Annotated in this window: 22 protein-coding genes, 1 tRNA gene and 1 riboswitch; of the genes, 18 read left to right on the top strand and 5 right to left on the bottom strand. The window is 49.0% G+C overall.

Translation table 11 applies throughout. The annotated features are described in order from the left end of the window. Positions 1 to 3: 3 nt before the first annotated feature. Positions 4 to 1,023 (top strand): trypsin-like peptidase domain-containing protein, encoded by a 1,020-nt coding sequence (locus LPA26_RS04705; RefSeq protein WP_229007513.1) that lies wholly within the window; start codon positions 4 to 6, stop codon positions 1,021 to 1,023. A gap of 168 nt (positions 1,024 to 1,191) precedes the next feature. Further along, on the top strand, positions 1,192 to 2,406 hold the full coding sequence (locus LPA26_RS04710; RefSeq protein ID WP_229007514.1) for a pyridoxal phosphate-dependent aminotransferase: 1,215 nt from the start codon (positions 1,192 to 1,194) through the stop codon (positions 2,404 to 2,406). Positions 2,407 to 2,469: 63 nt separating this feature from the next. Here the strand turns inward: LPA26_RS04710 and LPA26_RS04715 are convergent, their stop codons facing one another. Beyond that, a complete protein-coding gene (locus LPA26_RS04715; protein WP_229007515.1) occupies positions 2,470 to 3,048 on the bottom strand; it encodes a hypothetical protein in 579 nt (192 codons plus the stop codon). A gap of 229 nt (positions 3,049 to 3,277) precedes the next feature. On the opposite strand from LPA26_RS04715, the gene LPA26_RS04720 reads away from it, so the two are divergent. Then, positions 3,278 to 3,353, top strand: a tRNA-Asn gene (locus LPA26_RS04720). 68 nt (positions 3,354 to 3,421) lie between these two features. Here LPA26_RS04720 and LPA26_RS04725 read toward each other — a convergent pair. The 3 genes from LPA26_RS04725 to LPA26_RS04735 all read right to left on the bottom strand — a co-directional run bounded on the left by LPA26_RS04725 (position 3,422) and on the right by LPA26_RS04735 (position 7,608). Beyond that, on the bottom strand, positions 3,422 to 4,855 hold the full coding sequence (locus LPA26_RS04725; RefSeq protein ID WP_229007516.1) for a PLP-dependent aminotransferase family protein: 1,434 nt from the start codon (positions 4,853 to 4,855) through the stop codon (positions 3,422 to 3,424). Positions 4,856 to 4,967: 112 nt separating this feature from the next. After that, the gene (locus LPA26_RS04730; RefSeq protein ID WP_229007517.1) at positions 4,968 to 5,300 is read right to left on the bottom strand and encodes a hypothetical protein; all 333 of its coding nucleotides are present in this window, start codon (positions 5,298 to 5,300) and stop codon (positions 4,968 to 4,970) included. Further along, positions 5,290 to 7,608, bottom strand: a complete 2,319-nt coding sequence (locus LPA26_RS04735; protein WP_229007518.1) for an FdhF/YdeP family oxidoreductase — start codon at positions 7,606 to 7,608, stop codon at positions 5,290 to 5,292. Before LPA26_RS04735 ends, LPA26_RS04730 begins: the two co-directional genes overlap by 11 nt. 347 nt (positions 7,609 to 7,955) lie before the next feature. Here LPA26_RS04735 and LPA26_RS04740 point away from each other — a divergent pair, with 347 nt between their 5' ends. The 15 genes from LPA26_RS04740 (at position 7,956) to LPA26_RS04810 (ending at position 25,738) form a co-directional block, all read left to right on the top strand. Continuing rightward, positions 7,956 to 9,419 carry a cytochrome ubiquinol oxidase subunit I gene (locus LPA26_RS04740; protein ID WP_229007519.1) on the top strand — a complete coding sequence of 488 codons (1,464 nt, stop codon included), beginning with the start codon at positions 7,956 to 7,958 and terminating at the stop codon, positions 9,417 to 9,419. Next, complete coding sequence (gene cydB / locus LPA26_RS04745; RefSeq protein WP_229007520.1) at positions 9,420 to 10,433, top strand: cytochrome d ubiquinol oxidase subunit II; 1,014 nt, start codon at positions 9,420 to 9,422, stop codon at positions 10,431 to 10,433. A 12-nt stretch (positions 10,434 to 10,445) separates the two neighbouring features. After that, positions 10,446 to 10,586 (top strand): DUF2474 family protein, encoded by a 141-nt coding sequence (locus tag LPA26_RS04750; RefSeq protein WP_229007521.1) that lies wholly within the window; start codon positions 10,446 to 10,448, stop codon positions 10,584 to 10,586. A gap of 190 nt (positions 10,587 to 10,776) precedes the next feature. Further along, positions 10,777 to 12,060 (top strand): PqiA/YebS family transporter subunit, encoded by a 1,284-nt coding sequence (locus LPA26_RS04755; protein WP_229007522.1) that lies wholly within the window; start codon positions 10,777 to 10,779, stop codon positions 12,058 to 12,060. Further along, on the top strand, positions 12,044 to 13,807 hold the full coding sequence (gene pqiB, locus LPA26_RS04760; RefSeq protein ID WP_082487953.1) for an intermembrane transport protein PqiB: 1,764 nt from the start codon (positions 12,044 to 12,046) through the stop codon (positions 13,805 to 13,807). The genes LPA26_RS04755 and pqiB overlap by 17 nt, the downstream gene beginning before the upstream one ends. Positions 13,808 to 13,820: 13 nt before the next feature. Further along, positions 13,821 to 14,423, top strand: coding sequence for a membrane integrity-associated transporter subunit PqiC (locus LPA26_RS04765; RefSeq protein WP_229007523.1), 603 nt, complete (start codon positions 13,821 to 13,823; stop codon positions 14,421 to 14,423). A gap of 107 nt (positions 14,424 to 14,530) precedes the next feature. Next, the gene (locus LPA26_RS04770) at positions 14,531 to 14,779 is read left to right on the top strand and encodes a hypothetical protein (protein ID WP_229007524.1); all 249 of its coding nucleotides are present in this window, start codon (positions 14,531 to 14,533) and stop codon (positions 14,777 to 14,779) included. A 262-nt stretch (positions 14,780 to 15,041) separates the two neighbouring features. Further along, positions 15,042 to 16,586 carry a GGDEF domain-containing protein gene (locus tag LPA26_RS04775; protein WP_229007525.1) on the top strand — a complete coding sequence of 515 codons (1,545 nt, stop codon included), beginning with the start codon at positions 15,042 to 15,044 and terminating at the stop codon, positions 16,584 to 16,586. A 214-nt stretch (positions 16,587 to 16,800) separates the two neighbouring features. Beyond that, a complete protein-coding gene (locus LPA26_RS04780) occupies positions 16,801 to 18,030 on the top strand; it encodes a cation:proton antiporter (RefSeq protein ID WP_055867124.1) in 1,230 nt (409 codons plus the stop codon). Positions 18,031 to 18,280: 250 nt separating this feature from the next. Continuing rightward, positions 18,281 to 19,765, top strand: a complete 1,485-nt coding sequence (locus LPA26_RS04785) for a diguanylate cyclase (protein WP_229007526.1) — start codon at positions 18,281 to 18,283, stop codon at positions 19,763 to 19,765. Between the two features lie 207 nt (positions 19,766 to 19,972). Continuing rightward, positions 19,973 to 20,080, top strand: a riboswitch (yybP-ykoY riboswitch). Between the two features lie 64 nt (positions 20,081 to 20,144). Beyond that, positions 20,145 to 20,720: a manganese efflux pump MntP gene (gene mntP / locus LPA26_RS04790; RefSeq protein ID WP_229007527.1), complete on the top strand. Its 576-nt coding sequence runs from the start codon at positions 20,145 to 20,147 to the stop codon at positions 20,718 to 20,720. 110 nt (positions 20,721 to 20,830) lie between these two features. Further along, on the top strand, positions 20,831 to 22,132 hold the full coding sequence (locus tag LPA26_RS04795; protein ID WP_229007528.1) for an SIR2 family protein: 1,302 nt from the start codon (positions 20,831 to 20,833) through the stop codon (positions 22,130 to 22,132). Beyond that, positions 22,129 to 23,889 (top strand): ATP-binding protein, encoded by a 1,761-nt coding sequence (locus LPA26_RS04800; RefSeq protein WP_229007529.1) that lies wholly within the window; start codon positions 22,129 to 22,131, stop codon positions 23,887 to 23,889. Before LPA26_RS04795 ends, LPA26_RS04800 begins: the two co-directional genes overlap by 4 nt. A gap of 159 nt (positions 23,890 to 24,048) precedes the next feature. Next, entirely contained in the window at positions 24,049 to 25,086 is a 1,038-nt protein-coding gene (locus tag LPA26_RS04805) for a GTP-binding protein (RefSeq protein WP_229007530.1), read from the top strand. 112 nt (positions 25,087 to 25,198) lie between these two features. After that, entirely contained in the window at positions 25,199 to 25,738 is a 540-nt protein-coding gene (locus LPA26_RS04810; protein WP_055825577.1) for a TIGR00645 family protein, read from the top strand. A gap of 282 nt (positions 25,739 to 26,020) precedes the next feature. Here LPA26_RS04810 and LPA26_RS04815 read toward each other — a convergent pair whose 3' ends face one another. Next, positions 26,021 to 26,728, bottom strand: a complete 708-nt coding sequence (locus LPA26_RS04815) for a PEP-CTERM sorting domain-containing protein (RefSeq protein ID WP_229007531.1) — start codon at positions 26,726 to 26,728, stop codon at positions 26,021 to 26,023. Positions 26,729 to 26,959 lie beyond the last annotated feature (231 nt).

Below are 26,959 nucleotides of genomic sequence, written 5' to 3' on the forward strand. Positions count from 1 at the left end.
GGCTTGAAGCTTTTACTATCGGTATTTATTGTAATATTTTCTGCCTCTTCGCATGCTTATAACCAGCAGGCATTGATGGAAGCTTATTTTGGCGTCGTCATGATCCGTGGCTACAATGAGGATGGCGGCATGGCCTACGGTTCAGGCGTGGTGGTCGCTGACCATACTGTGGTGACCAATTGCCATGTGCTACGCGCCACCAAACAACCATGGGTTTCGCGTGGTGAAGATGCTTACCCGATCACCAGCGTCCGCGCCGATGTATGGCACGACCTGTGCCTGGTCACATCGCCGACCCTGCCGCTTAAGCCGGTTGTACGCGGTAATAGCTATGCATTGACACGTGGGCAGGAAATAAGCGCCATCGGCCATTCCAATGGCGTGCCCGCACCCATCACCTCCATTGGTGAGATTCAAGGCCTTTACTCAACCCCTTCCGGCAATATGATACGCAGTAGCGCTAAATTCCTGATGGGCGCCAGCGGCAGCGGATTATTCGATATGGATGGCAAACTGGTTGGTATCAACACTTTTAAAACCGCGGGTTACGGCCGCAGCATCCATTTTGCTTTACCAGTGGAATGGCTGGACACTTTGGAGAAAATGCCCGCCAGTACCGAGTTCCCCGTGCGTGGCAAAGCCTTATGGGAAGAAGATGAAGATAAGAAACCCTACTACATGCAAGCAGCGGTGCCAGAGTCACGCCAGGATTGGGCTAACATGGAGAAAATAAGTGCCATATGGACCCAGAATGAAACCAGCAACGCAGATGCCTGGTTTAGTCTGGGACTGGCTGAACAATCACTGAAACAATTTGATGCAGCAGCCACTGCCTATCAAAAAGCAGTCAGCCTGGATGGCCAGTTTGTAGAAGCGTGGTTCAGGCGCGGCGAAGTCGCACAGCGCTTGGGCGACGACAAAACCGTGAAAGACATTGAATTGCAACTGCAGAAAATTGACCCGTTACTGGTGTCGGTTTACCAGAACTATCTTAGTTGTGAGCAAAACTGCCAGAAACAGTAAGTTAAACGATCTATGAAACACGTTTGATTGCGCCAAAAATCTGTTTAAAACTGGTGTCATTCACTTCCACCGCACGTGGTTTTTGCGTAAAATGTTGCGTTTTTCATTTTTTTGCAGGCACGAAAGTCTAGCCTGCTTGTGCACATACCGATCAACAAGGACGCCATTTTGAGCAAACCTGCCGCCAACGTGCTATCTGCGCGAGTTTTATCCATTAAAGAATCCCCTACTTTGGCTATCACCGCCAAAGCCGCCAAATATAAATCCGAAGGCCGTCCGATTATTGGCCTGGCAGCAGGTGAGCCAGATTTCGATACACCGCAACATATTAAAGATGCAGCCAAAGCAGCCATCGACGCAGGTTACACAAAATACACGCCCGTCAGTGGCATTCCAGCCCTGAAAAAAGCTATTGTTAACAAATTCAAGAATGAAAACGGTTTTGATTATGCCGTGAATGAAGTGATTGTTGGCGTAGGCGGCAAGCAAACCATTTTCAACCTGTGTCTGGCAGTATTGAACCCTGGCGATGAAGTGATCATCCCGGCGCCTTACTGGGTCAGTTATGCCGATATCGCCATGGTGGCTGAGGCCAAGCCCGTGATCCTGGAATGTGGTATTGAGCAAGGCTTCAAATTACTGCCTGGCCAGCTGGAAGCAGCGATTAACAGCAAAACCAAACTGGTGATGTTCAATTCGCCTTCTAACCCGACCGGCGCAGTCTATTCATTGGAAGAATTAAAAGCATTGGGCGAAGTGCTGCTCAAACATCCACACATATTGATCGCTACCGATGACATGTATGAACACGTCAACCTGACCGGTGATCAATTCCATAACATCCTTAATGCCGCGCCTGGCTTGAAAGACCGTTGTATCGTACTTAATGGCGTATCCAAAGCGTATTCCATGACCGGCTGGCGTATAGGTTATGCGGCTGGCCCGGCTTACATCATCAAGGCGATGGAAATCCTGCAAAGCCAGTCGACCAGCAACCCGACTTCTATTTCCCAGTATGCCGCTGAAGCCGCCCTGAGTGGCTCACAGGACTGTATCAAACCGATGGTCGCTGCCTTTAAAGAGCGCCATCAATATGTGGTTGACCGGTTCAATGCCATGCCGGGCTTAAGCTGTTTAATGGCTGGGGGTGCTTTCTATGCTTTCCCGGATGCGCGTCAGGCGATTGCAAATCTGCATCAGGCTGGCAAAATCAAAGAAACTTCAGACATGGCGCTGGCAGAATACCTGCTGGAAGAACACAATGTCGCGGTGGTGCCAGGCTCTGCATTTGGTGCTGAAGGGTATTTCCGTATCTCGTTTGCTACCAGCATGGATAACCTGCGCGAAGCATTGGACAGGATAGAACAAGCGCTTAAAGCCTAATCCTGCACTCAAAATAAAAAAGCGCCATCAGGCGCTTTTTTATTATTCCAGTACTAAGATTATCTAGTCATTCAGAAAGTCTTTTAGCGGGCTGTTCGGTAACCCGATATCTGCACCTGCCGTTTGTGTCATCAGGTCTGCCAGTTCCGTAATCGGCATCACGGCTGGAGACACTACCGCATGATGATCGCCGGAAATCAATACATCATGAATATTCAAAGCATCTGCAGGGCTTGTATCTTGCAGCGCCTGCTCGGTGATTGAAGTATGCGCGATTGAAACAAAAGCGCTTGCCTCTTCTTGCAGCATGGATGCCAGCGGCGGCGTTAAATCAGTCGCATCATTCAATTGCAAAGCAGCCAGCACATGTTGAATCACCGCCGGATTCACTGCATGCTCACTGATATCCATGGTATGCGGCGATGCAGATACTTCGTCAGACAATGTGACCGACTGTTGTTCGGCAAATTGAACCATCTCGCCACTGATCGCCTGCATGGCAACCTGTGCGCCAGCCACGGTCACTAACTGATCGCCGGCATGCAATGTATCACCCGCTTTCAGCTGAATATGGTGACCATACTGATCCACAATTTCCGCAGCACCGGTCAGACCAACCACTTTTCCTAAAACTGTACGCATAAGCATCTCCTGTTACCGCTATTATAAACGACCTTGCCCCAATAAAAAATTGACCCGTTTGGGTAACAAAAGTGCGATCTGACCATGCAAACCTCTTGACTTTTATGACTGCCTATCAAGCAAAACCGGCATTTAAACTGCGCATCGAAAAATATGGAGAAATTCGCAAAAAGTGGTTGACCAAGGGGCACGGTCTCAGTAATATAGCGCCTTCAAACGACGTACCGATTCCTCAATAGCTCAGTCGGTAGAGCGCCGGACTGTTAATCCGTAGGTCCCTGGTTCGAGCCCAGGTTGAGGAGCCAAATTAAAAAAGCCTTGTAGAAATACAAGGCTTTTTGCTTTTCCAGTCTCTACATTTTATACGCGTTTTCTATGCTTGCGGTTTTTCTGCTGCCAGCATCTCACAAGCCAGTGCACCTACATCACGGACTGCTTTTTCTATCACCAAAGTCCACAGATGGCTGAAGTTAAGCCTTATGTAGTGCGTCAGTTCTTTCCTAAGTGAAAAAATCGTACCTGGCGCAACCGTGATGCCATTATCGATGGCGGCACGATAGAGTTCCAGCGCATCCAGCGCTTGAGGCAGCTTTACCCAGATGACGTAACCGCCCTTGGGCACAGAAAGCTCCGTACCTACCGGAAAGCTCTGTTCGATCACATTACGCATCAGCACATAGTTTGAACGCAAGGTATGACGTAATTGTTTGAGATGCTGCTCGAAACTATCGCGCTGCATGAATTTGGCAATTGCGATTTGCGGGGCTGAAGTCAGCGACAGGCTGTTCAGGAACATCAACCGCTCAACTTCTTGCCGGTAACGGCCAGCAGCCATCCAGCCAACGCGATAGCCTGGGGCCAGCGATTTGGAGAACGATGAGCAATGCAGCACCATACCGGTACGGTCAAAAGCCTTGGCGGGCAAAGGCGCTTGCTCGCTGAAATACAGTTCCCCATACACATCATCTTCAATCAGAGGAATCTGCTGTTCTGCAAGAAATTCCACTAAGGCCTGTTTCTTGGCATCGGGCATCACAAAACCGAGCGGATTCTGGAAGTTGCTGGTGAGGATAACGGCAGCGACACGCACATTGTCGGTAACGGCACGTAACGCGTCCAGATCAATACCGGAGTCTGGATGAGTGCGGACTTCAGCCACTCTCATGCCCAGGCGCTCTACGGTGTGCGCCAGCGCGTAGTAGCCTGGGGATTCCAGCGCGATGGTATCCCCTGCTTTGGCCACGGCTTGCAGGCAAAGGGTGATGGCTTCGGTAGCCCCGTGCGTGATGACGATATCGTCAGGCGATACATCCATGCCATTAGTAAGGTAACGCCTGGCAATCTGCTGGCGTAGCATCTCATTGCCTGGTGGCAGGTCGCTGAGAACGCCCCACTCACCCTGGTCATCGGTCAGGGCTTTTTCATACTGGTGGATTTTCTTGAGCGGAAACAGTTGCGGATCAGGGAATGGCGAGCCTAACGGGACCGTACCGAATTCGCGAATGGATTTGAGTGTGGTGAGGACCAGTTTGCTGGCATCGACTTCGGATAGATTGATATCTTTTGCCAGCGCTGAAGTTTGTTTCTGTTGCAGGCGTTTGCGTGGAGTGACGTAATAGCCCGATTGCGGATGGCTGCTGATCACGCCTTCCTGTTCCAGCAGTAAGTAACCACGTAAAACCGTACTGATGCTGAGACTATATTTTTCGCTGGCCTGGCGGACTGAAGGGACTCTGTCTCCCGGTCGCAAAACGCCTTCATCTATCATTGCGCGTATGCGGGCGGCAAACGAGACATAAAGCTTCATGGTGGTAAGACTGGGGAGAAACGCAGATGCGGACCATTATACGCCAGCGATATGCGGCGTAGCGGCGATATTGATGAAATATAAAGCGGCTTAAATTTAAGATGAACTCAATTTAAGCCGACTGCAGCGCGAGCGTGATTTCCTCTCCTGCGGGTGTCAGGGCCGCAACCAGGCGCTCTTTTTCCATCATGACATCGACCAGTTGCTGCTCGCTGAGTGCAGTCATCAGGCGTTGCAGTGTACTCATGCGTAATTCCAGACGCTTGCAGATAGCCGCCAGCGGAACCTGTGCCCGTCCCTGCCCATGTTCTGCATGTAGCAAAGCCAGGATGCCCAGCATACGCACAGCACTGGTATCTAGCGGGGAAGGATCAATCCGGTCAGGATGATCAACACTGATACTTTCTTCTATGGAAGCGTCATACTGGTCGTAATCAAGCAGCATTGGCAACCTCAGAAGCTTTCTCGATGATCACCGGAATCGATTTTGAAGTCGGTGTACGTGAATGATCGGCAACACTTTCTAACGGCACCAGGTTATTGGTCTCCGGGTAATAGCCACTCAGGCAACCTTGCGGAATGTCGTATGAAACGACCATGAAGTTATCTGCGCGCCGTGTAATGCCGTCCTGCCAGACACTGACCAGGTTTATCCAGTCACCGGCTTGCAAACCCTGGCGCTCAATATCGGCAGGATTCATGAAAATGACCCGACGCTGGCCGAAGACGCCGCGGTAACGGTCATCCATGCCATAGATGGTGGTGTTGTACTGGTCATGCGAACGGGTAGTCATCAACACAAACAACTGGTCGCCATATTGCTCGCGTGCCTGGTGGATAGGCGAATTTTGCGGGATAGCCTGTAACGTGAATTCAGCCTTACCAGAAGGCGTATTCCAGATCCGCTGGCTGGAAGGGACCGGCATGCGGAAACCGCCCGGAGTCTTGATGCGCTCGTTGTAATCCCTGAACGCCACCGGCATCGTCTGCTCAATGATGTCGCGGATCTTGCTGTAATCCTTGATATATTCCAGCCATGGCGTTTTGCTGCTTTTCAGCGTGGCATGTGCCAGACGGGCGACAATGGCAGGCTCGGACAGCAGTTGTGGTGAAGCTGGCTTGTTCATACCGTAGGAGATATGCACCATGCTCATGGAATCTTCAACAGTGACGCCCTGCGGACCGGTTTCCTGCGTGTCGATCTCGGTACGGCCCAGGCATGGCAGTATCAGCGCTTCTTTACCATGCACCAGGTGGCTGCGGTTGAGCTTGGTGGTTACATGCGCGGTCAGTTCGCAATTGCGCATGCCTTGCCAGGTGCGATCGGTATCGGGTGTGGAAATCGAAAAATTACCGCCCAGGCCGAAGAAGAATTTCACCTTGCCGTCTATCATCGCTTCAATTGAGGCGACTGCATCATAACCTGGCGTTTTCGGTACATTCAGATCAAATACACGATCCAGGCTTTGCAGGAATTCCAGCGGCATTTTTTCGTAAATGCCAACAGTACGGTTACCTTGCACATTGCTGTGGCCGCGCACCGGGCACAGGCCAGCGCCTTCCTTGCCGACATTACCGCGCAGCAACATTAAATTCACTAACGTCTTGATCGTCGCCACACCATGTTTGTGCTGGGTGATACCCATGCCCCAGGTGGAAATCACACGGTCGCCGGTGGCATAGATACGGGCGATTTCTTCAATCTGCGCTAATGATACGCCAGACTCTTCAACAATCACGTCCCAGCTTTCCTGGCGGGCGTCAGCAGCAATCGCTTCAAAGTTATTGGTGTGCTGGGCAATGAAATCCACATCTACCACACGCTCAGTACCTTTGACTATCGCGACATCATCCCACTGGATTACAAACTTGATCATGCCCTTGATTAGCGCCAGGTCCCCTCCCAGTTTCGGCTGGATAAACAGGCTGCTGATCTGGCTGCCTTTGAAAGACAGCATGTCGAACGGACTTTGCGGGTCGGCAAAACGCTCAAGGCCGCGCTCTTTTAATGGGTTAATAGCCACAATCCGCGCACCACGTTTCGCAGCTTCACGCAGTTCACCCAACATACGCGGGTGATTGGTCGCCGGGTTCTGGCCGAAAATCAGTAAGGTGTCGGCATGCTCAAAATCCTGCAGGGTCACCGAGCCTTTACCTACACCAACGGTTGCCGGCAAAGCAATACTGGTGGATTCATGGCAAAGATTAGAACAATCCGGGAAATTATTAGTACCGAATTCACGTACGAACAGCTGATACAGGAAAGCGGCTTCATTGCTGGCGCGTCCAGAGGTATAAAACACAGCTTCATTCGGGTCTGCCAGGGCATTCAAATGCTCAGCCATCAAGGTAAAAGCATCGTCCCATAAAACAACTTCGTATTTATCTGTCACCGGGTTGTAGCGCATCGGGTGGGTTAAACGGCCTTCATTTTCAAGGTCGAAATCGCTCCACTGCATTAACTCGGTCACCGTGTGCTTGGCAAAAAATTCGGGAGGAACCCGTTTGTTGGTGGCCTCAGCAGCTACCGCTTTCACACCGTTTTCGCAGAACTCAAAAGTCGAGGTATGCTCTTTATCCGGCCAGGCACAACCAGGGCAATCAAAGCCATCCGGCTGGTTTTGCGCCAGCAGGGTCAATACCCCTTTCACAGGAATCTTCTGCAAGGCAAGTTGCGCGGCGACTTGCTTGAGTGCTCCCCAGCCTGCGGCAGGGTGATGGTATGGCTTGATTGTGGCTTTTGGTTGAGACATAGTTCCTGCTATTCGGCAAATTTTTCTGGTGAAAAACCTTAATAACGGCTAAATCTGGGATGGATGTAGTGGGTGATAACCAGAAATCGCAAACGGATGAATGATGAGTCCCATCGTAAGCCAGCCAATGCAAGGAAAACAGATACAGAAATGCTAAATTTTTAGAGCACAGTTATCTATTACCCAGCCTTAAAAGCTTTAAGCAGCAAACTTTTAGTATGCATGCAACTATCCCCAGTCAAACCTGCTCAATGTAATAACCTTGGGCACTCTGATAATATTCATGAAGCATGATTAGCCTGCCCTGTGGATAGCCGTTAGCATCAAACGCGTTACAAAGGATAAGAATGTCTGATTTGGCATTAACGTTAGCAAGAATCCAGTTTGGATTCACCATCTCGTTCCATATTGTATTCCCGGCAATCACCATCGGCCTGGCAAGCTATCTCGCGGTGATTGAAGCCAGTTGGCTAAAAACCAAAAATACTGTCTATCTCGACCTGTACCACTTCTGGATCAAAATATTTTCACTGTGTTTCGGTATGGGCGTAGTGTCCGGCCTGGTGATGGCCTACCAGTTTGGCACGAACTGGGCTGGTTTTTCCTCTGTGGCTGGCAGCATCACAGGGCCACTGCTTGCTTATGAAGTATTGACCGCTTTCTTTCTTGAGGCTGGTTTTTTAGGCGTGATGCTGTTCGGCTGGAACAAAGTCGGGCCCGGCTTGCACTTTACTTCTACCGTAATGGTGGCGATTGGCACCCTGGTTTCAGCGACCTGGATATTAGCCTCCAACAGCTGGATGCATACCCCGCAAGGTTTTGAGCTGGTCGCTGGTAAAGTCATCCCGGTGGACTGGTTCAAGATTATTTTCAACCCATCTTTTCCATACCGCCTGGTGCATATGGTAGTCGGCGCCTATTTGGCAACCGCACTATTCGTCGTATCTGCGGGCGCCTGGCAATTGCTGCGAGGCAAAAACAATCCTGGCGTGCGCAAAATGATGTCTATGGGCTTATGGCTGATATTATTGCTCGCGCCTATGCAGGCCGTGATCGGTGACCTGCATGGCCTGAATACCCTCAAGCACCAACCCGCTAAAATCGCTGCGATTGAAGGCCACTGGGAAAATCCGCCAGGTCAGGCAACGCCATTGGTCTTATTTGGCTGGCCGGATATGGCACAAGAAAAAACGCATTTTGCGGTTGAAATCCCAGTGCTGGGCAGCCTGATCTTACGCCATTCACTGACTGAGCAAATTCCTGCTCTAAAAGACTTTCCGGCACAAGACAGACCCAATGCCACCATTGTATTCTGGACCTTCCGCCTGATGGTAGGCCTGGGGATGCTGATGATATTGCTGGCAGTGACTTCGTTATGGTTGCGTGTCAAAGACCGGTTGTACCAGAGCACCCCATTCCAGAAATTCGCCATTGCCATGGGACCAGCCGGAGTGATTGCCATATTAGCGGGCTGGTATACCACCGAAATAGGCCGTCAGCCATGGGTAGTCTACGGCGTGTTACGCACCGCAGATGCGGTAACGCCACATACGACAACCGAAGTTGCACTCACCCTGGGCTTATTCGTGGTGATCTATCTGGCGTTATTCGGCATGGGCACCTTATACGTGTTGCGACTGATTAATATAGGCCCGAAAACCGGAGAAGCATTGCAAGGGGATGCGATTTCCATCAACCCGACCGATGTAGACGAGTTTGCACTGGCACCAGAATTTCATCCTGATAACAAGGTGCCGGCAGCACCGGCTAATACAGACAAAACAGACAAAACAGACAAAAAGGATCAATAAATGGGCTTATCACTGGACTTATCATTGGTATGGGCCATCATCATCCTGTTTGGCATCATGATGTATATCATCATGGATGGTTTTGATCTGGGCATCGGCATCCTCTACCCGTTCTTTCAGGAGAAGCATGACCGCGACCTGATGATGAATACCGTCGCACCGGTATGGGATGGCAACGAAACCTGGCTGGTATTGGGCGGGGCCGGCTTGCTGGCAGCGTTCCCACTCGCCTACTCGGTGATTTTGAGCGCACTTTCGCTGCCACTGTTATTTATGCTGATGGCGCTGATTTTTCGCGGGGTGGCATTTGAATTCCGGTTCAGGGCAACTGATGAAGAGCGGCATTTCTGGGACAAAGCTTTTCTATGTGGCTCGATTGCCGCGACTTTCTTCCAGGGCATGACGCTAGGGGCTTATCTGCAAGGCATCAAAGTTGTCAACGACGCCTATGCCGGTGGACCGTTAGACTGGATCTCGCCTTTTTCGATTTTCACCGGCCTGAGCTTGCTGGTGACTTACGCCTTGCTGGGTTGCACCTGGCTAATCATGAAAACATCGGGCGATTTGCAGAAAACCTGCTACAAGCTGTCACGCCAGATTTCAGTATTCCTGTTTGCCACTATCGTCATCATTAGTATCTGGACGCCACTGATGGATCACGGCATCGCTGACAGATGGTTCACGATGCCTAACTTGTTATTTCTGTCGCCAGTACCATTATTGGTGGCATTTTTCTTTTACCGGCTGCAGAAATCACTCAGCGATAAATCCGAAACCACACCTTTTATTTACACCCTTTGCCTGATCCTGCTTGGCTACATGGGCCTGGGCATCAGTATCTGGCCTAACATTATTCCGCCACATATTTCCATTCACGCCGCGGCTGCACCGCCACAAAGCCAGATGTTTGCCCTTGTTGGGGCATTGGTTATTATCCCGATTATCCTGATTTATACAGGCTGGGCATATTACGTATTCCGCGGCAAAGTGAACCCGGACGATGCTTATCACTGATAGAGGCATGCGATGACTGGCAGAACACAGAAAAGCAGTTTTGCTAAAAGATTAGGCTGGTTGCTACTGATCTGGCTAGGCAGTATCGCCGCTCTCACGTTTGTGAGTTTTATGATTAAGTTACTCATGAAAGCAGCAGGCTTTAATAGCTAAACAGCCAACACTACATAACAGACAGGCACGATGAATCAACAGCCGCGAATCTTTTTCATTTTTTCCGGTCACCATAAAGATGGCCTTTTAAATCAGATTTATATTTATAAACATCTTGCCTGTTCAAAGATGGCCCGTTTAACATGCAAGTCAAAGTCAACTAACCTATAAACCACTCCATTCAACCGCGATGACAGAGCAGCAAAAAATAAAATGGCGGCGTTTGCGTGCCTGCAGTGCCTGCGATCTGGTCAGTGCTATTCCAGTGTTGCGGCCGGGTGAGCACGCCAACTGCCCGCGCTGTGGTCACGTGCTGGCAAGGCGACATCTGCACCCGGTGCAGCGTAGTATTGCATTGGCTGTCACTGCCCTGTTGAGCTTGATGATCGCGGTCGCCTTCCCGTTTATCAGCATGGATACCAATGGCCTGGATAGCCAGATTGCCTTGCCGGAAACCGCGGCGACACTGGTGAATGTGAACCAGCCACTGGTGGCGCTGATTGTGAGTGCGACCGCGATCATCCTGCCCGGGTTGTACCTGATCGGTGTCATCCTGATGCAGGCAAACGTATTGCGTAGAGTGCCGCGCGCCTACAGTGACGTGATTGCCCGGTTATTCTCGCAACTGCATCCGTGGATGATGGCCGATGTATTTATCATCGCGGCGCTGGTGAGCCTGGTAAAGCTGACTGACATTGGCGAAGTGCATCTGGGCGCTTCATTCTGGGCATATTGCGTATTTGCCATATTATTATTGATGACCACGCGCTCAGTGGATATTGATTTGTTATGGTTAAAACTGGCTGGCGAACCCTCGCCGGACCCATCCATCCTTTGCGGCATTAACGCGAGAGACCAGCATGTGATCGGATGCTCCACCTGTGGCCTGGTCAACGCGATACCCGAAACCAAAACTCCATCCGCATTTATCTGCATCCGTTGCGGCAGTACCTTGCACAAGCGCAAACCCAACAGCCTGCAATTTACCTGGGCCTTGTTGCTGACAGCGGCCGTGTTATATATTCCGGCCAACGCCTACCCGATGATGATTACGACCTCGCTAGGCCAAAGTCATTCTTCGACCATTATTGGTGGCATGATAGAACTCTGGCAGCACGGCTCGGAGCCCGTGGCGGTGATCATCTTTGTCGCCAGTGTCATGGTACCGATTATCAAAATGCTGATAATGGCACTCTTGCTATGGCTGGCGCGACATCCCGGCCCGTTGAATGCGCATCAGAAATCTGCGTTGTACCGGATCACCGAGTTAATTGGCCGCTGGTCTATGGTGGATGTTTTTGTCGTCGCCATCATGGTGGCGCTGATACAATCCGGCAACCTGATGTCGGTATTACCCGGCCCTGCGGCGCTAGCTTTCAGCGCAGTGGTGATTACGACCATGCTTGCCGCCATGGCATTTGATCCCCGTTTATTGTGGGATACACAAGGAAAACCTAATGACAGAGCACTCTAATAATCAGCCGCCCAATGATGCGCTGCCGCCTAATGATCAGAGCAAAAACGATCAGCAAGCTGATAATCAAAATACTGGTGACCTGCCACAAAAGGATCACCAGCTGGCAAACGTCAACACAGCCAGAATCTCGCCTATCTGGATTGTGCCTGTGGTTGCCCTGCTGATAGGCTTATGGCTGGCTTATGACAATTACACCAAGGTTGGCAAACAGATCACACTCTCCATGACCAATGCCGAAGGCATTGAAGCCGGTAAAACAAAAATCAAGGTACATAGCGTCGATATCGGCCAGATCGAGCAAGTGACCTTGTCGGATGACCTTACCCATATTGAAGTCATCGCCCGCATTACGCCTAAAGCCCAGCCCATGCTGGTCAAAGATACCCAACTGTGGGTAGTTAAACCACGTATCGGGCTGGAAGGGATTAGTGGATTAAATACCGTGATTTCGGGTTCTTATATTCAACTGCAACCGGGCAAAAGCCTGGAAGAAACTGACCAGTTTACGGTACTTGATCAACCGCCTATTTCCCTGAATGGCGCCAAGGGTGTGCATGTAAACCTCGAAGGTAAAGTGGGCAACGCCTTACGCGTCGGTGATCCGGTCACTTACCAGGGTTTGCGTGTAGGCCGTGTCGTCAGTGCCACCTTTGACCCGAAACAGCGCAAGATGCAGCACGAGCTGTTTATCGAACACCCTTACGATGTATTAGTCACCAAGAATTCGCGTTTCTGGACCGCTGTCGGCATAGACGTAAAACTGGATGCGCAAGGCTTCAGGGCGAATATCCCTACGGTGGAGTCATTGATTGCCGGTGGCGTCAGCTTCGGTCATCCGGATGATATCCCGATGGGGCAACCGGTACGCTCGGAGACCACCTTTGAACTGTTTGCCAATGAAGAAGCCGCACGCCAGCAAACCTACGACCAGTACATTGAATATGTGCTGCTGGTGGATGACACCGTGCGCGGCCTGAACAAGGGCGCGCCTGTGGAATTCCGCGGCCTGCGCATAGGTACCGTCATGAGTGTGCCATGGAAATTCAATTCACCGGAACGTAAAAAAGAATTCCGTTACGCAATTCCGGTGCTGATTCACCTTGAACCCGGGCGGTTGGCCGATAACGGCCAGGCAAACCTGGAAGAGTGGAAAACCCGCATTGGTCATATGCTGCAGCGCGGGCTACATGCCACCCTTAAATCCGGCAACCTGCTTACCGGTTCGGTTTATGTCGATTTGAATATGGATCAAAAATCACACAAACCCTACAAGCGCGAGCGCTTTGAAGGTTTGCCGGTATTGCCGACCAGTGCCACCAGCCTGGCCCAGATCGAACAGAAACTGTCTGACCTGCTGGATAAACTGAATCAGCTCAAGGTGGAGCCTGTGCTTTCCGGCCTGGATAAAAACCTGCAGCAATCAGAAGTAACGATGAAAGAGATTCGTGCGCTCAGTGAGCAAGTGAACAAGTTTATCAGCCAGCCTGAACTGCAGCAGATGCCTGCCAACCTGAATAAGACCATGCAGGAACTGCAAGCGACGCTCAAAGGGTTGTCACCGGATTCGCCTGCTTATCAGGAGCTGACAACTACCTTGCAACGCCTGGATAAAGCCCTGCGTGATATACAACCGTTGGCGCGCACTTTAAATGAAGAGCCAAGCGCGGTGCTGTTTGGTCGCAAGCCTGGCAATGACCCGGTGCCGCAAGCACCGGCTAATATACAAGCACCGGCCAACCCGTAAGGAATTCGCAATCATGATCACTACAAACTACTTACGTAACGGCCTGATGTTAGTTCTGGCATGCAGCCTGGGCGCTTGCCTGAAATCCAACCCACCGGTAAAAAGCGAACGTTACAGCCTGCCTGAAGTGCAGGCATCAGCCAGCGCGGCACGGGATAAATCGGCGACCAGAACACTGGTACTCAATAAAATCCAGCTGGCTGATTACCTGGATAGTGACAGGATCGTAGTCCAACTGGACGATATTACATTACATCCGGCACGTGACCATTTATGGGTTGATAATCTGTCACAAGAATTAAGCCGCGGCTTGCGTACCCGCCTTTCCAGCCGTCTTGCTGATACCGCAGTGGTTGACCCGCTGCCTGGCGCACCGTTAAAAACCAACAGCCTGCAACTCACCATAGACCAGTTCCACGGCCAGATGCAGGGCTATGCGGTGCTTAGCGGCCATTGGCAATTACTTTCAGCCGACCGTGCGCCGTTGCAAAACCAGTCATTCAAATTTACAACGCCATTGAGCGAGAGTGGCTATCCTGCACTGGTACGCGCATTGGGCAACAATCTTGACTTGCTCAGCGAGCAGATTGCTGCGCAAATACAACAGTTGCAATAGACATTCGCATTGATAACGCTGATAGTAACTAAAGGATTGATTTAAGCGGACTGTAAGGTTGGAATGATTTAATTAAGTTAAAGTTAATTAATTTAGGAGCCTCTGACATGTACTCATTTTTTCGTTTATTAAGCATTGCTGGTTTGAGCATGAGTTTGCTGGTTGCCTGTAGCGACAATGAAGCTTCCATTGAAAAAGCTTATGAGTCTGCTCACGAAGAGACAAAGGAGGCCGCTGGAGAAATTAAAGCGGCGACATCAGAGGCTGTCGAGGCCGCTAAAGAGGCAGCGGCAGTAGCCAAAGAGCACATTAAAGAAACCACCGAGGCTACTGAAAAAGCAGTATCCGCTCACTAGGATTGATAGCCGTTTGATTCATAAAGCACCCGCATTTCATATGCGGGTTTTTCATGTCATGCAGCAACGTTAGTTAGTAAACCTTTGCTTTTCTTAATCAACTGGCCCAGCTATAACCCAGGAATTTTTCATGTACACTGCCCCGTGATTTGCAGCGTTTACTGGAAAATTTAAATTGCCACGTTATCGGTTTTGGACGCTCATAACGCTTTGGATCAGCCTTATTCCACTAGGATTCGGCCTGATATCTTCAGGGTTTAGCATGATGCCGCCGGCATCAACGGCTCCGGCATTGCTCGGCACAACCTGCATTAATCAGCAAGGTGTGCTGGTCGCCAGCATTCCATTACAGGGCGGCAAGTTTGTCTGCCAGAGCGTGCTGAAAATTGCACAAGCCAACCAGTACGTCATCGATTTCAAAAACACCTCGACCATCGCCCGTTTCCAGCACGAAATTTTCGAGGAAAATATTGCTGAAAATAAAGTGATTGAAAAGCCGGCCATGCTGGCAATGATGAAAGGCGGCTTAAGCAGTTCTGAACGTAACCCTTTCGTGTTGCGGCATGGCCGCATCGTCAGCCTCAATCCCGGCACATACCGTCTGATCACCTGGCTGCAATCACCCTACTATCTGGCGCCGCCCGTGCTGATGCTTTCCGACCTCGCCAGTTATCAGCAACAAACCAATATCAGTGCGGCAATCAGCCTGTTATTACTAGGTATTTTATTGGGATTATTTACCTATTATGCGACGATAGGCATGTTAGCCGGCCGTATTACCGAGCGCCTTTACGCGTCTTTCCTGTTTGGACACCTGGTATTTCATGCAGCGGCGCTTGGCATTTTTAACCAGTTTTTTGAGTGGCACTGGTTTTACCTCACCGGCCTGCCCCTGCTGATTGCCAACCTGGCATATGTCAATTTCGTTTGCCACCTGCTAGGAATCAATCCATTTCACCGCCCGCGTCTCTACCGGCTTTCGCTGATCATCAGCGGCCTGCTGATCGCGTTGATCATCCTAGGGATGATTTTTCCTCACTGGATGCTGGATATGGCACGTGTAGGCATCCTGCTGTTGCTTGGCTTTGGCCTGGCCTGCGGTTTGCGCCTGAGCCTGCAACGCCAAATCATCGCGCAACTTTACCTGCTTGCCACTATCAGCTTCGGCCTGCTCGCGATGATGGCCGCAAACAACACGCAACCCACTTTCACCATAGAACAACTCGGGCTCTTTGCGGTTACTGTGCACGCCATATTGGTCTCATTGCTGGTGGCCTACAAAATCACCCGCCTGCATCAAGAGAAAGAGCTGATGCTGGTCGAACTGCAAAATACGCGTTCGCTGGCACTGACCGACAGACTGACCGGCATTCCCAACCGTCACGCGCTGGAAAACAAGCTGTTACAAATGCCGCAGCATAGCTGCCTGATGTTTCTGGATATGGATAACCTGAAACAGTTGAACGACCATTTCGGCCATGAAACGGGTGACCATCTGCTCACACTTTTTACCAAGATTTTATCCAGTAAACTCAGCGAGCATGGCAAGCTTTACCGCTTGGGAGGTGATGAATTCGCCATCCTTTGCCATGAAGATGATGTGGAGTGGTGCCAGCACCAGCTTGAATATACCCACCTGCAATTACACAAAGAAGGCTTTGGCGGTGCAGGTGCCAGTATGGGCGTTGTATTTGCGCATGAGGCCAACAGCACAGAAGCGCTATTACGCATCGCCGACAAGCGTATGTATGAAAACAAGCGTTCGCGCAAAAACCGCAAAGAAATGCTGCACGTCATGCGCCCTTAGTGTCGTCCAGAAAGTGCATCTGTGTACCCCACGCGCCGGAATGATTTATACTCAAGCAAAATCCATTATTTATTCAATACTCTCGCATTTCATCTCATGTGAAATTTTCAATCGGGCATTTTTAATCAAGCGCCAGTCATATACAGACACGCTGCGCTAGTAAAATCCTCATGTCACATACAGGTGATTGCAAAAAGTATTAAAGAAAGAAGTAATGCCGTTACTCACCACCCTGCTTGTACTGATTGTCTGCGCCCGCCTGCTCGGGCAACTTTTCAGCCGCTTTAATCAGCCCGCCATCATTGGCCAAATGGTTGCCGGTGTCATTCTAGGCCCCAGCATTCTCAGCCTGATCACCCCTACACCTGCCTTGTCAGGCATTTCCGAGTTGGCGGTATTCCTGATTGTGTTATCAGCAGGCCTGGAAATGAATTTCAAGGAGGTCATCGACTCCATGCGCGGTAAAGGCATCGTGATTGCCTTACTTGGGTTTATCCTGCCGCTCACCGGCGGCATCCTGATCGGCGTTAGCTTCGGGCTGGATGTCAGCCGTACTATTTTCCTGGGCTTATGCGTTTCCATTACCGCGCTGCCAGTCACCGTCAGCATCCTGCAAAGCTTCAAGCTACTCGATTCAGACATTGCCCGTTACTCGGTCGCTACCGCCATCTTTAACGACATTGCCGCCCTGCTGGTACTAGGCGTCATCCTGAATCTGCCCGAACAAAAATCCTACCACGCGGTCAGCATCGCCATCTTTAATGCCAGCTCAAAATTGATCCTGCTGATACTGATGATTCTCGGTGTCAGTCTGCTGATCAAAAAAGTGGTGGATACTGGCGTCAACCTGCATTTATGGTCAGAAAAACTGGTTGCGCTGATCGGTAATGAAGCCCTGTTCGGCATCCTGCTGTTATTTGTGCTGGTATTCGGCTCGGTCAGTGCAGCGCTCGGCTTCCACTTTGTGATTGGCGCTTTCTTTGGTGCACTGCTGATAGACCGTAACTTCTTCCTGCCCTCCCGCTACAAAGAATTAGAGTTAACGCTAGGTTCTATCACTGGCGGTTTTCTGGCGCCGGTGTTCTTTGCCTACCTGGGGCTGGAGTTCAAGGTGCAGATCATCGAATCATTCTGGTTTGTGACAGTCGTGCTCATCGTATCTATTGCGACCAAGATACTGGCTGGCTGGCTGGGCGGGCGTTTGATCGGGTTGCCCAAGAGCGATGCACTGGGCATAGGCTTTATCCTAAATGGCCGCGGCGTGATGGAACTCGTGATCGCCAGCATCGCCTATGAGCGCGGGTTTATTGGCCAGGAACTGTTCTCGGTGCTGATATTAATGGGGGTAATTACCACCATGATCACGCCGTTGATGTTCAGAAAATGGATCATGCCGCAGCTAGAAGCCAGAGCCAGCGAGGCATCTTCACGGCGCCAGCAATAAAAAATCGGGTTCAGCAATAAGGTTAGCCAAGGTTGTGCGCTTTTATTAAAGCATTCTGACACTTGAAAATTCTTTGCGGGTTCAAAATAACCAGCTAAGATTCATACATAATAGCGAATTCCTAGTCGCTAATGCCTAAGGCTAACTTTTGTTGCTTTCCCGACTTTTTCATTATTGTTTAATACTGTTCACAAGCCTGCTGCTTGCTAACTCAGTATTTGCCCACCCGGTGCTAGGCTTAACAGGGTGTGTGAATGAACATGGGCAGTCGGTAGAAAGCATTCCGCTACACGGTGGAAAATTTTCCTGCCACACCACACTCACGATTACGCAAGCTGACAGCTATGTCATTGATTTTAAAAACACCACCGTCATAGCCAACTTCAGCCATCGCCTCACCGCGGCTGATGGCAAAACCTATGAGGCACATGGTGGTTTAAGCAGCCGTGAAACGAACACTTACCTGTTACGTCACGGGCGCAGGTTTGACCTGACGCCAGGTACCTACCTGCTGACCACCGAGCTCAATTCCCCCTATTACCTGGCGCAACCTGAATTGTTTATCGCCAGCGAGCCAGATTACCTGAACCAGATATTGAAGAGTTCGGCTGGCGCCATCCTGATGCTGGGTGTGCTGATGGGCATCTTCTTTTATTACATCTCTATCGGCATCGCACCCGGCCATACCACCGAGCGCATGTATGCCCTGTTCATCCTGGGCAACCTGATATTCCAGGGCACAGCCCTGGGTGCCTTTGCGCAACTGGCTAATACACACTGGTTTTACCTCAGCAGCGCCCCTATCCTGCTTTCCAATATGGCTTATGTCAGTTTTGTCTGCAACCTGCTGGGGATCAACCGTACGCAAACGCCCAAGCTGCATAAACTTGCATTGCTGGTCTATGCGGTGTTGCTCGCGCTCTTGATCAACGGGTTTGCCAACCCGAACTGGATGCTCGAAATGGCACGTACCGGCGTTGCAATCTTCCTGACCTTTGGTTTTATTTGCGGCAGCTACTTTAGCTGGCGTAACGATCGTACTGCACAGTTCTATCTGATCGCCATCACAGTGTTTGGTGTGTTGGGCGGCATGTCTATCAGCGCGCAGAAACTCAGCACCAATATCTGGACCATAGAGCAAATGGGCTTAATTGCCGTGACTGTAGAAGCCGTCCTACTGGCGCTGGTGCTGGCCTACCAGATCAATCACCTGCACAAAGACAAAGACCGCATGCTGGTTGAATTGCAGAATACGCGTTCACTTGCCATGACCGATAGATTAACCAACATCCCCAACCGCCATGCGCTGGAAAGCAAAATGGTGAATTTTCCTGAACATGGCTGCCTGATCTTTCTGGATATGGATAATCTCAAACACTTCAATGACCATTTCGGCCATGACGTAGGCGATAACCTGTTGAAAAACTTTAGCCTGTTCCTCAACCAGCGCCTGGAGGGCGATGCCCAGTTATACCGGCTGGGCGGTGACGAGTTCGCGATTTTATGCCATCAGGATCAAGTTGAATGGTGCGAACACCAGATCGAAGCCACCAACAAGCAGTTGCAAAACACCGGTTTTATTGGCGCAGGCGCCAGCCAGGGCGTGGTATTCGCCAATGAGGCCAGCACACCGGAAGAGCTGATGCGCATCGCCGACAAACGCATGTACGCCAACAAACGCGCACGCAAAGACCGCAAGGAAATGTTGCAGGTTTTTCAAAACGAGCGCGCTTAAAAGCCATCACCACTACACTCCCTCAAACTTAAACCTTCTTTCAACGCAATGATGGGTGCAGCTCTCTTACTGGGGGCGTTCCGGCTGAAAAAGCGATCAACAGCTTGATAATCATGTTTGTGCCCAGCCTCCCTTGCGGAGGCTTTTTTATTTCTGCACTTCACACAAAATTCATTATTGGGACCCGCCACATCCGTTATAATGCCGCCACCTTTGGGGAGTAGCCTGCTTCATATCATTTGAAGTGCCTGTGTCAACATAATCGACTTACGTCGTGGTGCAGGCGGCCGTTTTCGGTTGGCGAGACTAATGGATATCAGTGCGACAAACGTCGGGAGTGCTGCTATCTGTTAATTTCGTCCCGACTAGAGAACCCAACATGAACTTCACCTCCATCGCGCTGATCGCGCTTGCCATGTCCACCGACGCGTTTGCCGCAGCGATCAGCAAAGGCGCAGCGCTCAAACATCCTAAACTGTCAGAAGCACTACGCACCGGATTGATTTTTGGTGTCATCGAAGCTATCACGCCATTGATCGGCTGGGCCATCGCCACCTTCACCATCAAAACTTTTGCGTCACATTACATTACCGATTGGGATCACTGGATTGCCTTCACCCTCCTGCTCGCCCTTGGCCTGCACATGATTTACGAAGGCTTTCAACCAGCAGAACCCGAAGAAGAAAAACCCACTAAGCACTCCTTCTACATACTCGCCATCACCGCGTTTGCCACCAGCATAGATGCCATGGCCGTTGGCGTCAGTCTGGCGTTTATGGATGTGAATATATTCATCACTGCCGCAGCGATAGGCTTTGCTACTTTTACCATGGTAACCATCGGCGTAATGCTTGGGCGTGTATTAGGCTTAATGTTTGGGAAACGTTCGGAGATTGTTGGCGGCTTGGTGCTGATTGCAATTGGCTCATATATTCTCTATGAGCATATTTCTTAGGAAATTTTGTGAAGCCTTAGGTTATATTTAGACTAATATTCTTTTTATACTTTAAACCGTGTAGAACCACATTAATGATGCATAAGATTAATAATTAACGAGACTTCATCATGACCGATAAAATAACACCTCCTGCACCTCCTGCACCTCCTGCACCTCCTGCACCTTTATCAACTTCTGGGAAACCAATGTTCTTTGGTCCAGAATCAACCAGTTGGAAAGAATTAAAACCAGAAATTCCTGCAGATATTTCGCCGGAAGATGAGCAAAAAATTTTGGCAAGAGCAAAAGAGGTAAAAGAAGAGCTTAAAAATTTCTTGTTATCTTCTCTACAAATGCAACATGTAGTTGTACTTGCAGGTAGCGGGACATCTCTTGGGCCAATAACTAAAGGCCCCTCAATGTGGACGTTATGGGACTTTTGTGTAAACACAAATCCAGGCACAGGTGAGACACCTCGTATAACAGCCCCATTGGCTACAACTGTAATATCCGAAATCGGATACGATATCAATTTAGAGAAAGAGAATATTGAAGCGCTATTGTCTCGTTGTGAAGCATATCTTCAAGTAAAAGCAAGCGCGGATGTTTCAACTTTAATAACAAACTCAAAAAGAGTTATTTTGGAAAAATGCTCTGAGTTCATTGATAAAACCGACGTGAACCAGTTGACAGCTCATAGAACCTTTCTTCATCGTCTATCACGTCGCCGTGTGCGCGACTCTCGACTAAAACTTTTTACAACGAACTATGACCTTTGTTTTGAAACTGCGGCAGGTAGGCAAGGATTAGTGGTACTTGATGGATTTTCTTTCACACAACCCCGGCATTTTGACCCTAGATTCTTTTTATATGACATTGTACGTAGACCTACAACTGGAGATGAGATTGGAACACCGCTTGAAGGAGTTTTTCATATTTACAAACTACATGGCTCAGTCAATTGGTCGCGGAAATCTGAAAATGAAATTGAAGTTGAGCCACAACCAACACCAGATTCAGCATGTTTAATTTATCCGGCAAAAGGAAAATACCAACAATCCTATGTTCAGCCTCATCTTGAATTAGTTTCTCAGTATTTCTCAGCATTACGCGAACCAAACACATGCCTAATTGTTACAGGATTTGGCTTCAATGATGACCACTTATCCGAACCAATCTTAGCGGCAGTTCGAACAAACCCACATTTACGTTTGATTATTGTGAACCCTTCATCTGATGACTTAACTTCTCGCCCCAAAGAAAAAAACAAGTATTGGGAAACCATATTCAATCTAGCAAAGCAAGGTGAAGATGTTTGGTTAATCAATGCTACTTTTGGTGACTTTGCGGAAATGATTCCAGACCTTAAGTCTTTAACACCTGCTCAACGCCTTACTCGAGATATTAAGCAAATGGCAGGTACACAGTGAGTAAAATATTTAATATTGAGGAAGCATTTCCAAGAGGGCTTTTAAGGCCTGAACTATTCATCGGAGTTTTATCGTCAGTCTCTGCGCAAGCCGTGCAATTCAACTTAAAAGATGCTGGCTCACCAAGTGGAGCACATTTTCTTGGAGGCAGATATGGAAAAGGCGAAGTCGGAGAATTTGTACTCATTGAAGGACAGATCAATCTTTTACTTGGACGTGTTGTAGAAATTCACCTTCCAGAAGCTGAGCGTCGTGCTGTTGATGTCTCTCACTCGAAAATCGTAAACCTTGATGCTGTGGGCACTATCCAACTTCTTGGATCTGTTGCAATGGATACCCTACGAGTTACTGCTGGTGTTGAATCCTATCCTCGCCTAGGTGATCGTATTTATGCTGCACCACACAATTATGTCGCTTACTTACCTCATCTAATGGAGGCAAATAACGATGCGAGCGAAAAGGTCTTTCTGAATTTAGGTGCGATTGATGTAGCTCAAGAAAGCACAGTCTCAATTCGACCAGAAAAACTCTTTGGCAGACATTGTGCAGTTCTTGGAGCAACTGGTGGAGGAAAAAGTTGGACCACTGCACGTATCATTGAAGAGTGTCTAAAACATAAATCGAAACTAATACTCCTTGATGCTACAAGTGAGTATCGTGGGCTTGTAAATGCCGATGTAATCCACTGCCATTTGGGAAGTCCAGTTAATGTGGCAGAAAACTCAACTTCATGCTCTCTACCTCCAACAGCATTTACCGAATCCGACTTTGTCGCCTTATTCGAACCAGCTGGAAAAGTCCAAGGCCCCAAGATGCGAGCGGCAATCCGAAGTCTGCGATTAGTGAAATTGAAGCCAGAGTTAGCTACAAACGGAGTTTTGAAACGCAAAGGCCAACCAAAAGCACCTGTTTATGAAGCTCTTCGAGATGAGGAAACATATCGAAAATTAGATGATCCTTCTCAAGAGTTCAATGTCTCTAAGCTAGCAAAACAAATTGAAGAAGAATGCATTTACCCCGATGGAAAAAGACGAGACCCAGAAACTAGACAAATGGTTACAGACCCAAGTATTTGGGGTGATGAGTCAGGGGACTTTTCTTACTGTCTTTCTTTAGTTTCACGGATTACAGCAGTAATTGGATCACCTGCATTTGAGTGTGTTTTTAGATCAAACAACCCCTCTTTAGCAAATAAAATCAAAGAGTTTATTGAGGGACCAGCAAAACTTCTTAGAATTTGCCTCAGTGGTGTTGCTTATGAGTTTAATGCAAGGGAAATTATTGCAAACGTTATTGGGCGTCACCTTTTGAGTTTAGCCAGAAATGGTGAATTTAAAGAACGTCCGATCGTAGCAATTGTCGATGAAGCGCATAACTTCCTAGGAAGAAAAGTGGGGTTAGATGACTATGCTACAAGACTCGACTCATTTGAAATAATTGCAAAAGAAGGTAGAAAGTACGGATTAAATATTTGCCTTACTACTCAAAGACCTAGAGATATAACTGAAGGTGTACTAAGCCAAATTGGAACACTTATTGTTCACAGGCTGACCAATGATCGTGATCGTGAGGTGGTGGAGCGTGCATGTGGTGAAATTGATAGATCAGCCTCTGCCTTTCTGCCAAATCTTAAACCAGGTGAAGCAGCAATTATTGGTGCCGATTTCCCTATACCACTTACAATTCAGATTTTCCCTCCTACGGCTCGGCCCAAATCAGATGGCCCAAGCTATCAAAAATTTTGGGCTTCAGAATAAAATTTTGAATATTTGATACTAAAAGCCTGTGCTTAAAGGCTTTTAGTATCTTTGTACCTTGTGATTCACAGCATTGAACACAATATAAGTCGAAACACTTAGCAACCCAGACAATCATCCGCGTTAAAATACCCCCACACTCGTTTTATTAGAATTTATATGGATAAACGTATCCCCGTCACGCTTCTCACTGGTTTTTTGGGTAGCGGTAAAACCACTCTGCTCAATAAGCTGCTGCATAACCCTTCGATGAAAGATACTGCCGTGATCATTAATGAGCTCGGCGAAGCAGGTTTGGACCAGATTTTTGCCAATAGCCAGATTTCGCAAACCATAGAGAGCGAGCATATTGCCGATAACACGGTGTTGTTGAGTTCTGGCTGTTTGTGCTGTTCGCTCAAAAACGAGCTGGCCGATACGATGCGCGATTTGTTCTTTAAACGCAGTTTGCAGGCGGTGCCGGCATTTAACCGACTGGTGATTGAAACCACAGGCATGGCAGACCCTGGCCCGATATTAGCCAACCTGATGAATGAGCCGGTGATTGAATCGGTTTACAGATTAGACGCCGTGGTAGTGACGATTGACGCGGCTTATGGTTTGCAGCAGATTGAAACGCAGAAAGAAGCGCTGAAACAGGCGGCGGTGGCGGATGTGCTGCTGATTACCAAGAAAGACACGGCTACACCTGAGCAGATTAGCGCTTTGCAGGCAAAGCTGGGCGCGATTAACCCGAATGCGACGCAGCAATTTGTGTTGCATGGTGAAATCGACCCGATGCAGATTATTGATGTGGGGCTGTTTGATTTTGCCAATAAGCAGGCTAACCCGCAGCGCTGGTTAAAAGCGCCTGCTAGCGGCTTTAGCACAGCTAAAAAAGGCACGATTCCACAAGCACCGGCGCATGATGATGTGACGACATTTACCGTCTATTTACCCAAGCCGATGGCATGGTCAGATTTTAAAGGCGTGATTCTCAAACTATGCCAGGTGCATGGTGAGCATCTACTGAGATTAAAAGGTATTCTGCACGTAGAAGACGCGCCAGCACCATTAGCGATACACGCGGTGCATTTTACGCCCTACCCGCCTACGCTGCTGGAAGGCTGGGATGAAGATGAGCCGATCAGCCGGATTGTGATTATTGGCAAAGGTATCGACGAAGCAGCAATCCGCGAGATGTTGATGCAATTTTGATCTGGGAACAATTTAAGAAAAACAGCGTCATCTGAATGGATTAATCATTTGTCATTGAAGTGACGCTGTAGAAGTTTAATGTGCAAAAGCACAGGATTTTTTGGAGTAAGTAATGGGACGTTATTTAGAAAAAATATTAGAAGGCTGGATTTTCCAGAGCCGCTGGTTGATGGCACCAATGTATTTGGGGCTGGTTGGCGGTTTGTTTATTTTGTTGGTGAAATTTGGTCAGGAGTTCTTCCACATTGTTTCGCACCTCGCCTCTTTCTCGGAACAGGAAACCGTGCTGTCACTGCTGGCGCTGGTGGATATCACGCTGGTCGGCAATCTGCTGATCATGGTGATTTTCAGTGGGTATGAAAACTTTGTGTCGCGTATTGATACGGCGAATAGTGAAGACAGACCTGAGTGGATGGGTAAAGTCGATTACTCCGGCCTGAAGATCAAGCTGATTGGTTCTATCGTCGCGATTTCAGCCATCGACCTATTGAAAGCGTTTGTGCACCAGAGCTCAGGCACTGCCAGCTTCACTACCGAGCAAATGGCGTGGCTGGTGGGCATACACCTGACCTTTATCATCACCGGCGTGCTGTTTGCCTGGATGGATAAAATTGCCGGTCACAGTCATGGCAAAGGTAAGTCAGATCATTAAGTAATTTTTCAGCGCAGAAGTTATACTGATTCAAACAGCGAAGACTGTACCCGGAAATGTTCGTGAGAACTATTTCAAAAATTAATCAGATAACCTTGGGAAAACCAGTATGATCAAAAAAATTATTTTATTAGCTTTAGTTAGTATGTTGCTTTCAAGCTGTGTAGTCTTGCGTGACCGGGATCATTGCCCGCCGGGCCAGGCTAAAAAAGGTAATTGCTAAATTACTTGATTGAAAAAAAAAAGCCTCACATCTGTGAGGCTTTTGTTTTGCTGGATTTGTTAATTAAGCACTTTTTTGCGACGTGCGATGAAACCAGCGATACCGAGACCCACCATCATCAAGCTCAGGCTTTCTGGCTCAGGCACTGCCGAAGCTACAGATGTCACAGCAGTGTATTGCAGGCTCAGGAAGCCGTTGAAAGGCAACTGCCAGCCTTGGCCCGGAATCGTGCTGTTATAGGCATTGCCAAGACCAAAACCGGATGCATCTGCTGCAGTTTGGGTACGTGACAGCTGAATGCCAGTCACACTTGCGTCACTGCTGGTGAGGTAGGCAATATACTTGGTGCCAGCATTCAGGTTCAGGCCCAGGTTTTCAAATGACAAGGCTGTGTAACCGCCTGCAGCATTGTATGTATCCACCGCGTTGAACGTAGAGGTTAACAAGTTGCTGCCAACAGTATTTTCAGCCTGATTCTGTGCGTTAGTACCTGGGTTCCACTGCGCGACATTTAACTGGAAAGAGGCTGAAGTATTACCAACTGCGTAGAAGCTGAACGATGACAGCAGGCTGTCGGATGTCAGTGAGAACACTTGACCGACTTTAGGTGAATCGCCACTTGGGTTGGCTGCATTGCCGAAAGAGGCAAATGGCAAGCCTGTGTTGGCGCCAGCTGGCACGTTGGTGTAAACCGCCGCTGATGCGCTACCGGCGAAAGCCAGCAACAGGCCGGCAACTACTTTCATTTTTAATGCTGATGAGGTCATGATTTTTTCCTTAAGGTTGGCGATGGCGCGATGTTAGAACCGCTATCTAACACAGCCAAATTACCCTTGGAATATTTCAGCTATTTGAAAAAATCTGCCCCACCCTAGTCCGCAGAATGGAAGCTATCCATACACAATAAGGGTGCAAACCATGCTTGTAAATTTATATAAAACTATAAGCCTCATCTTTATCCGCCTATAAAAAAAGCCTCACGACTGTGAGGCTTTTTT

The organism is Methylophilus sp. Leaf408 (genome assembly GCF_916856905.1).
Taxonomy (GTDB): Bacteria; Pseudomonadota; Gammaproteobacteria; order Burkholderiales; family Methylophilaceae; genus Methylophilus.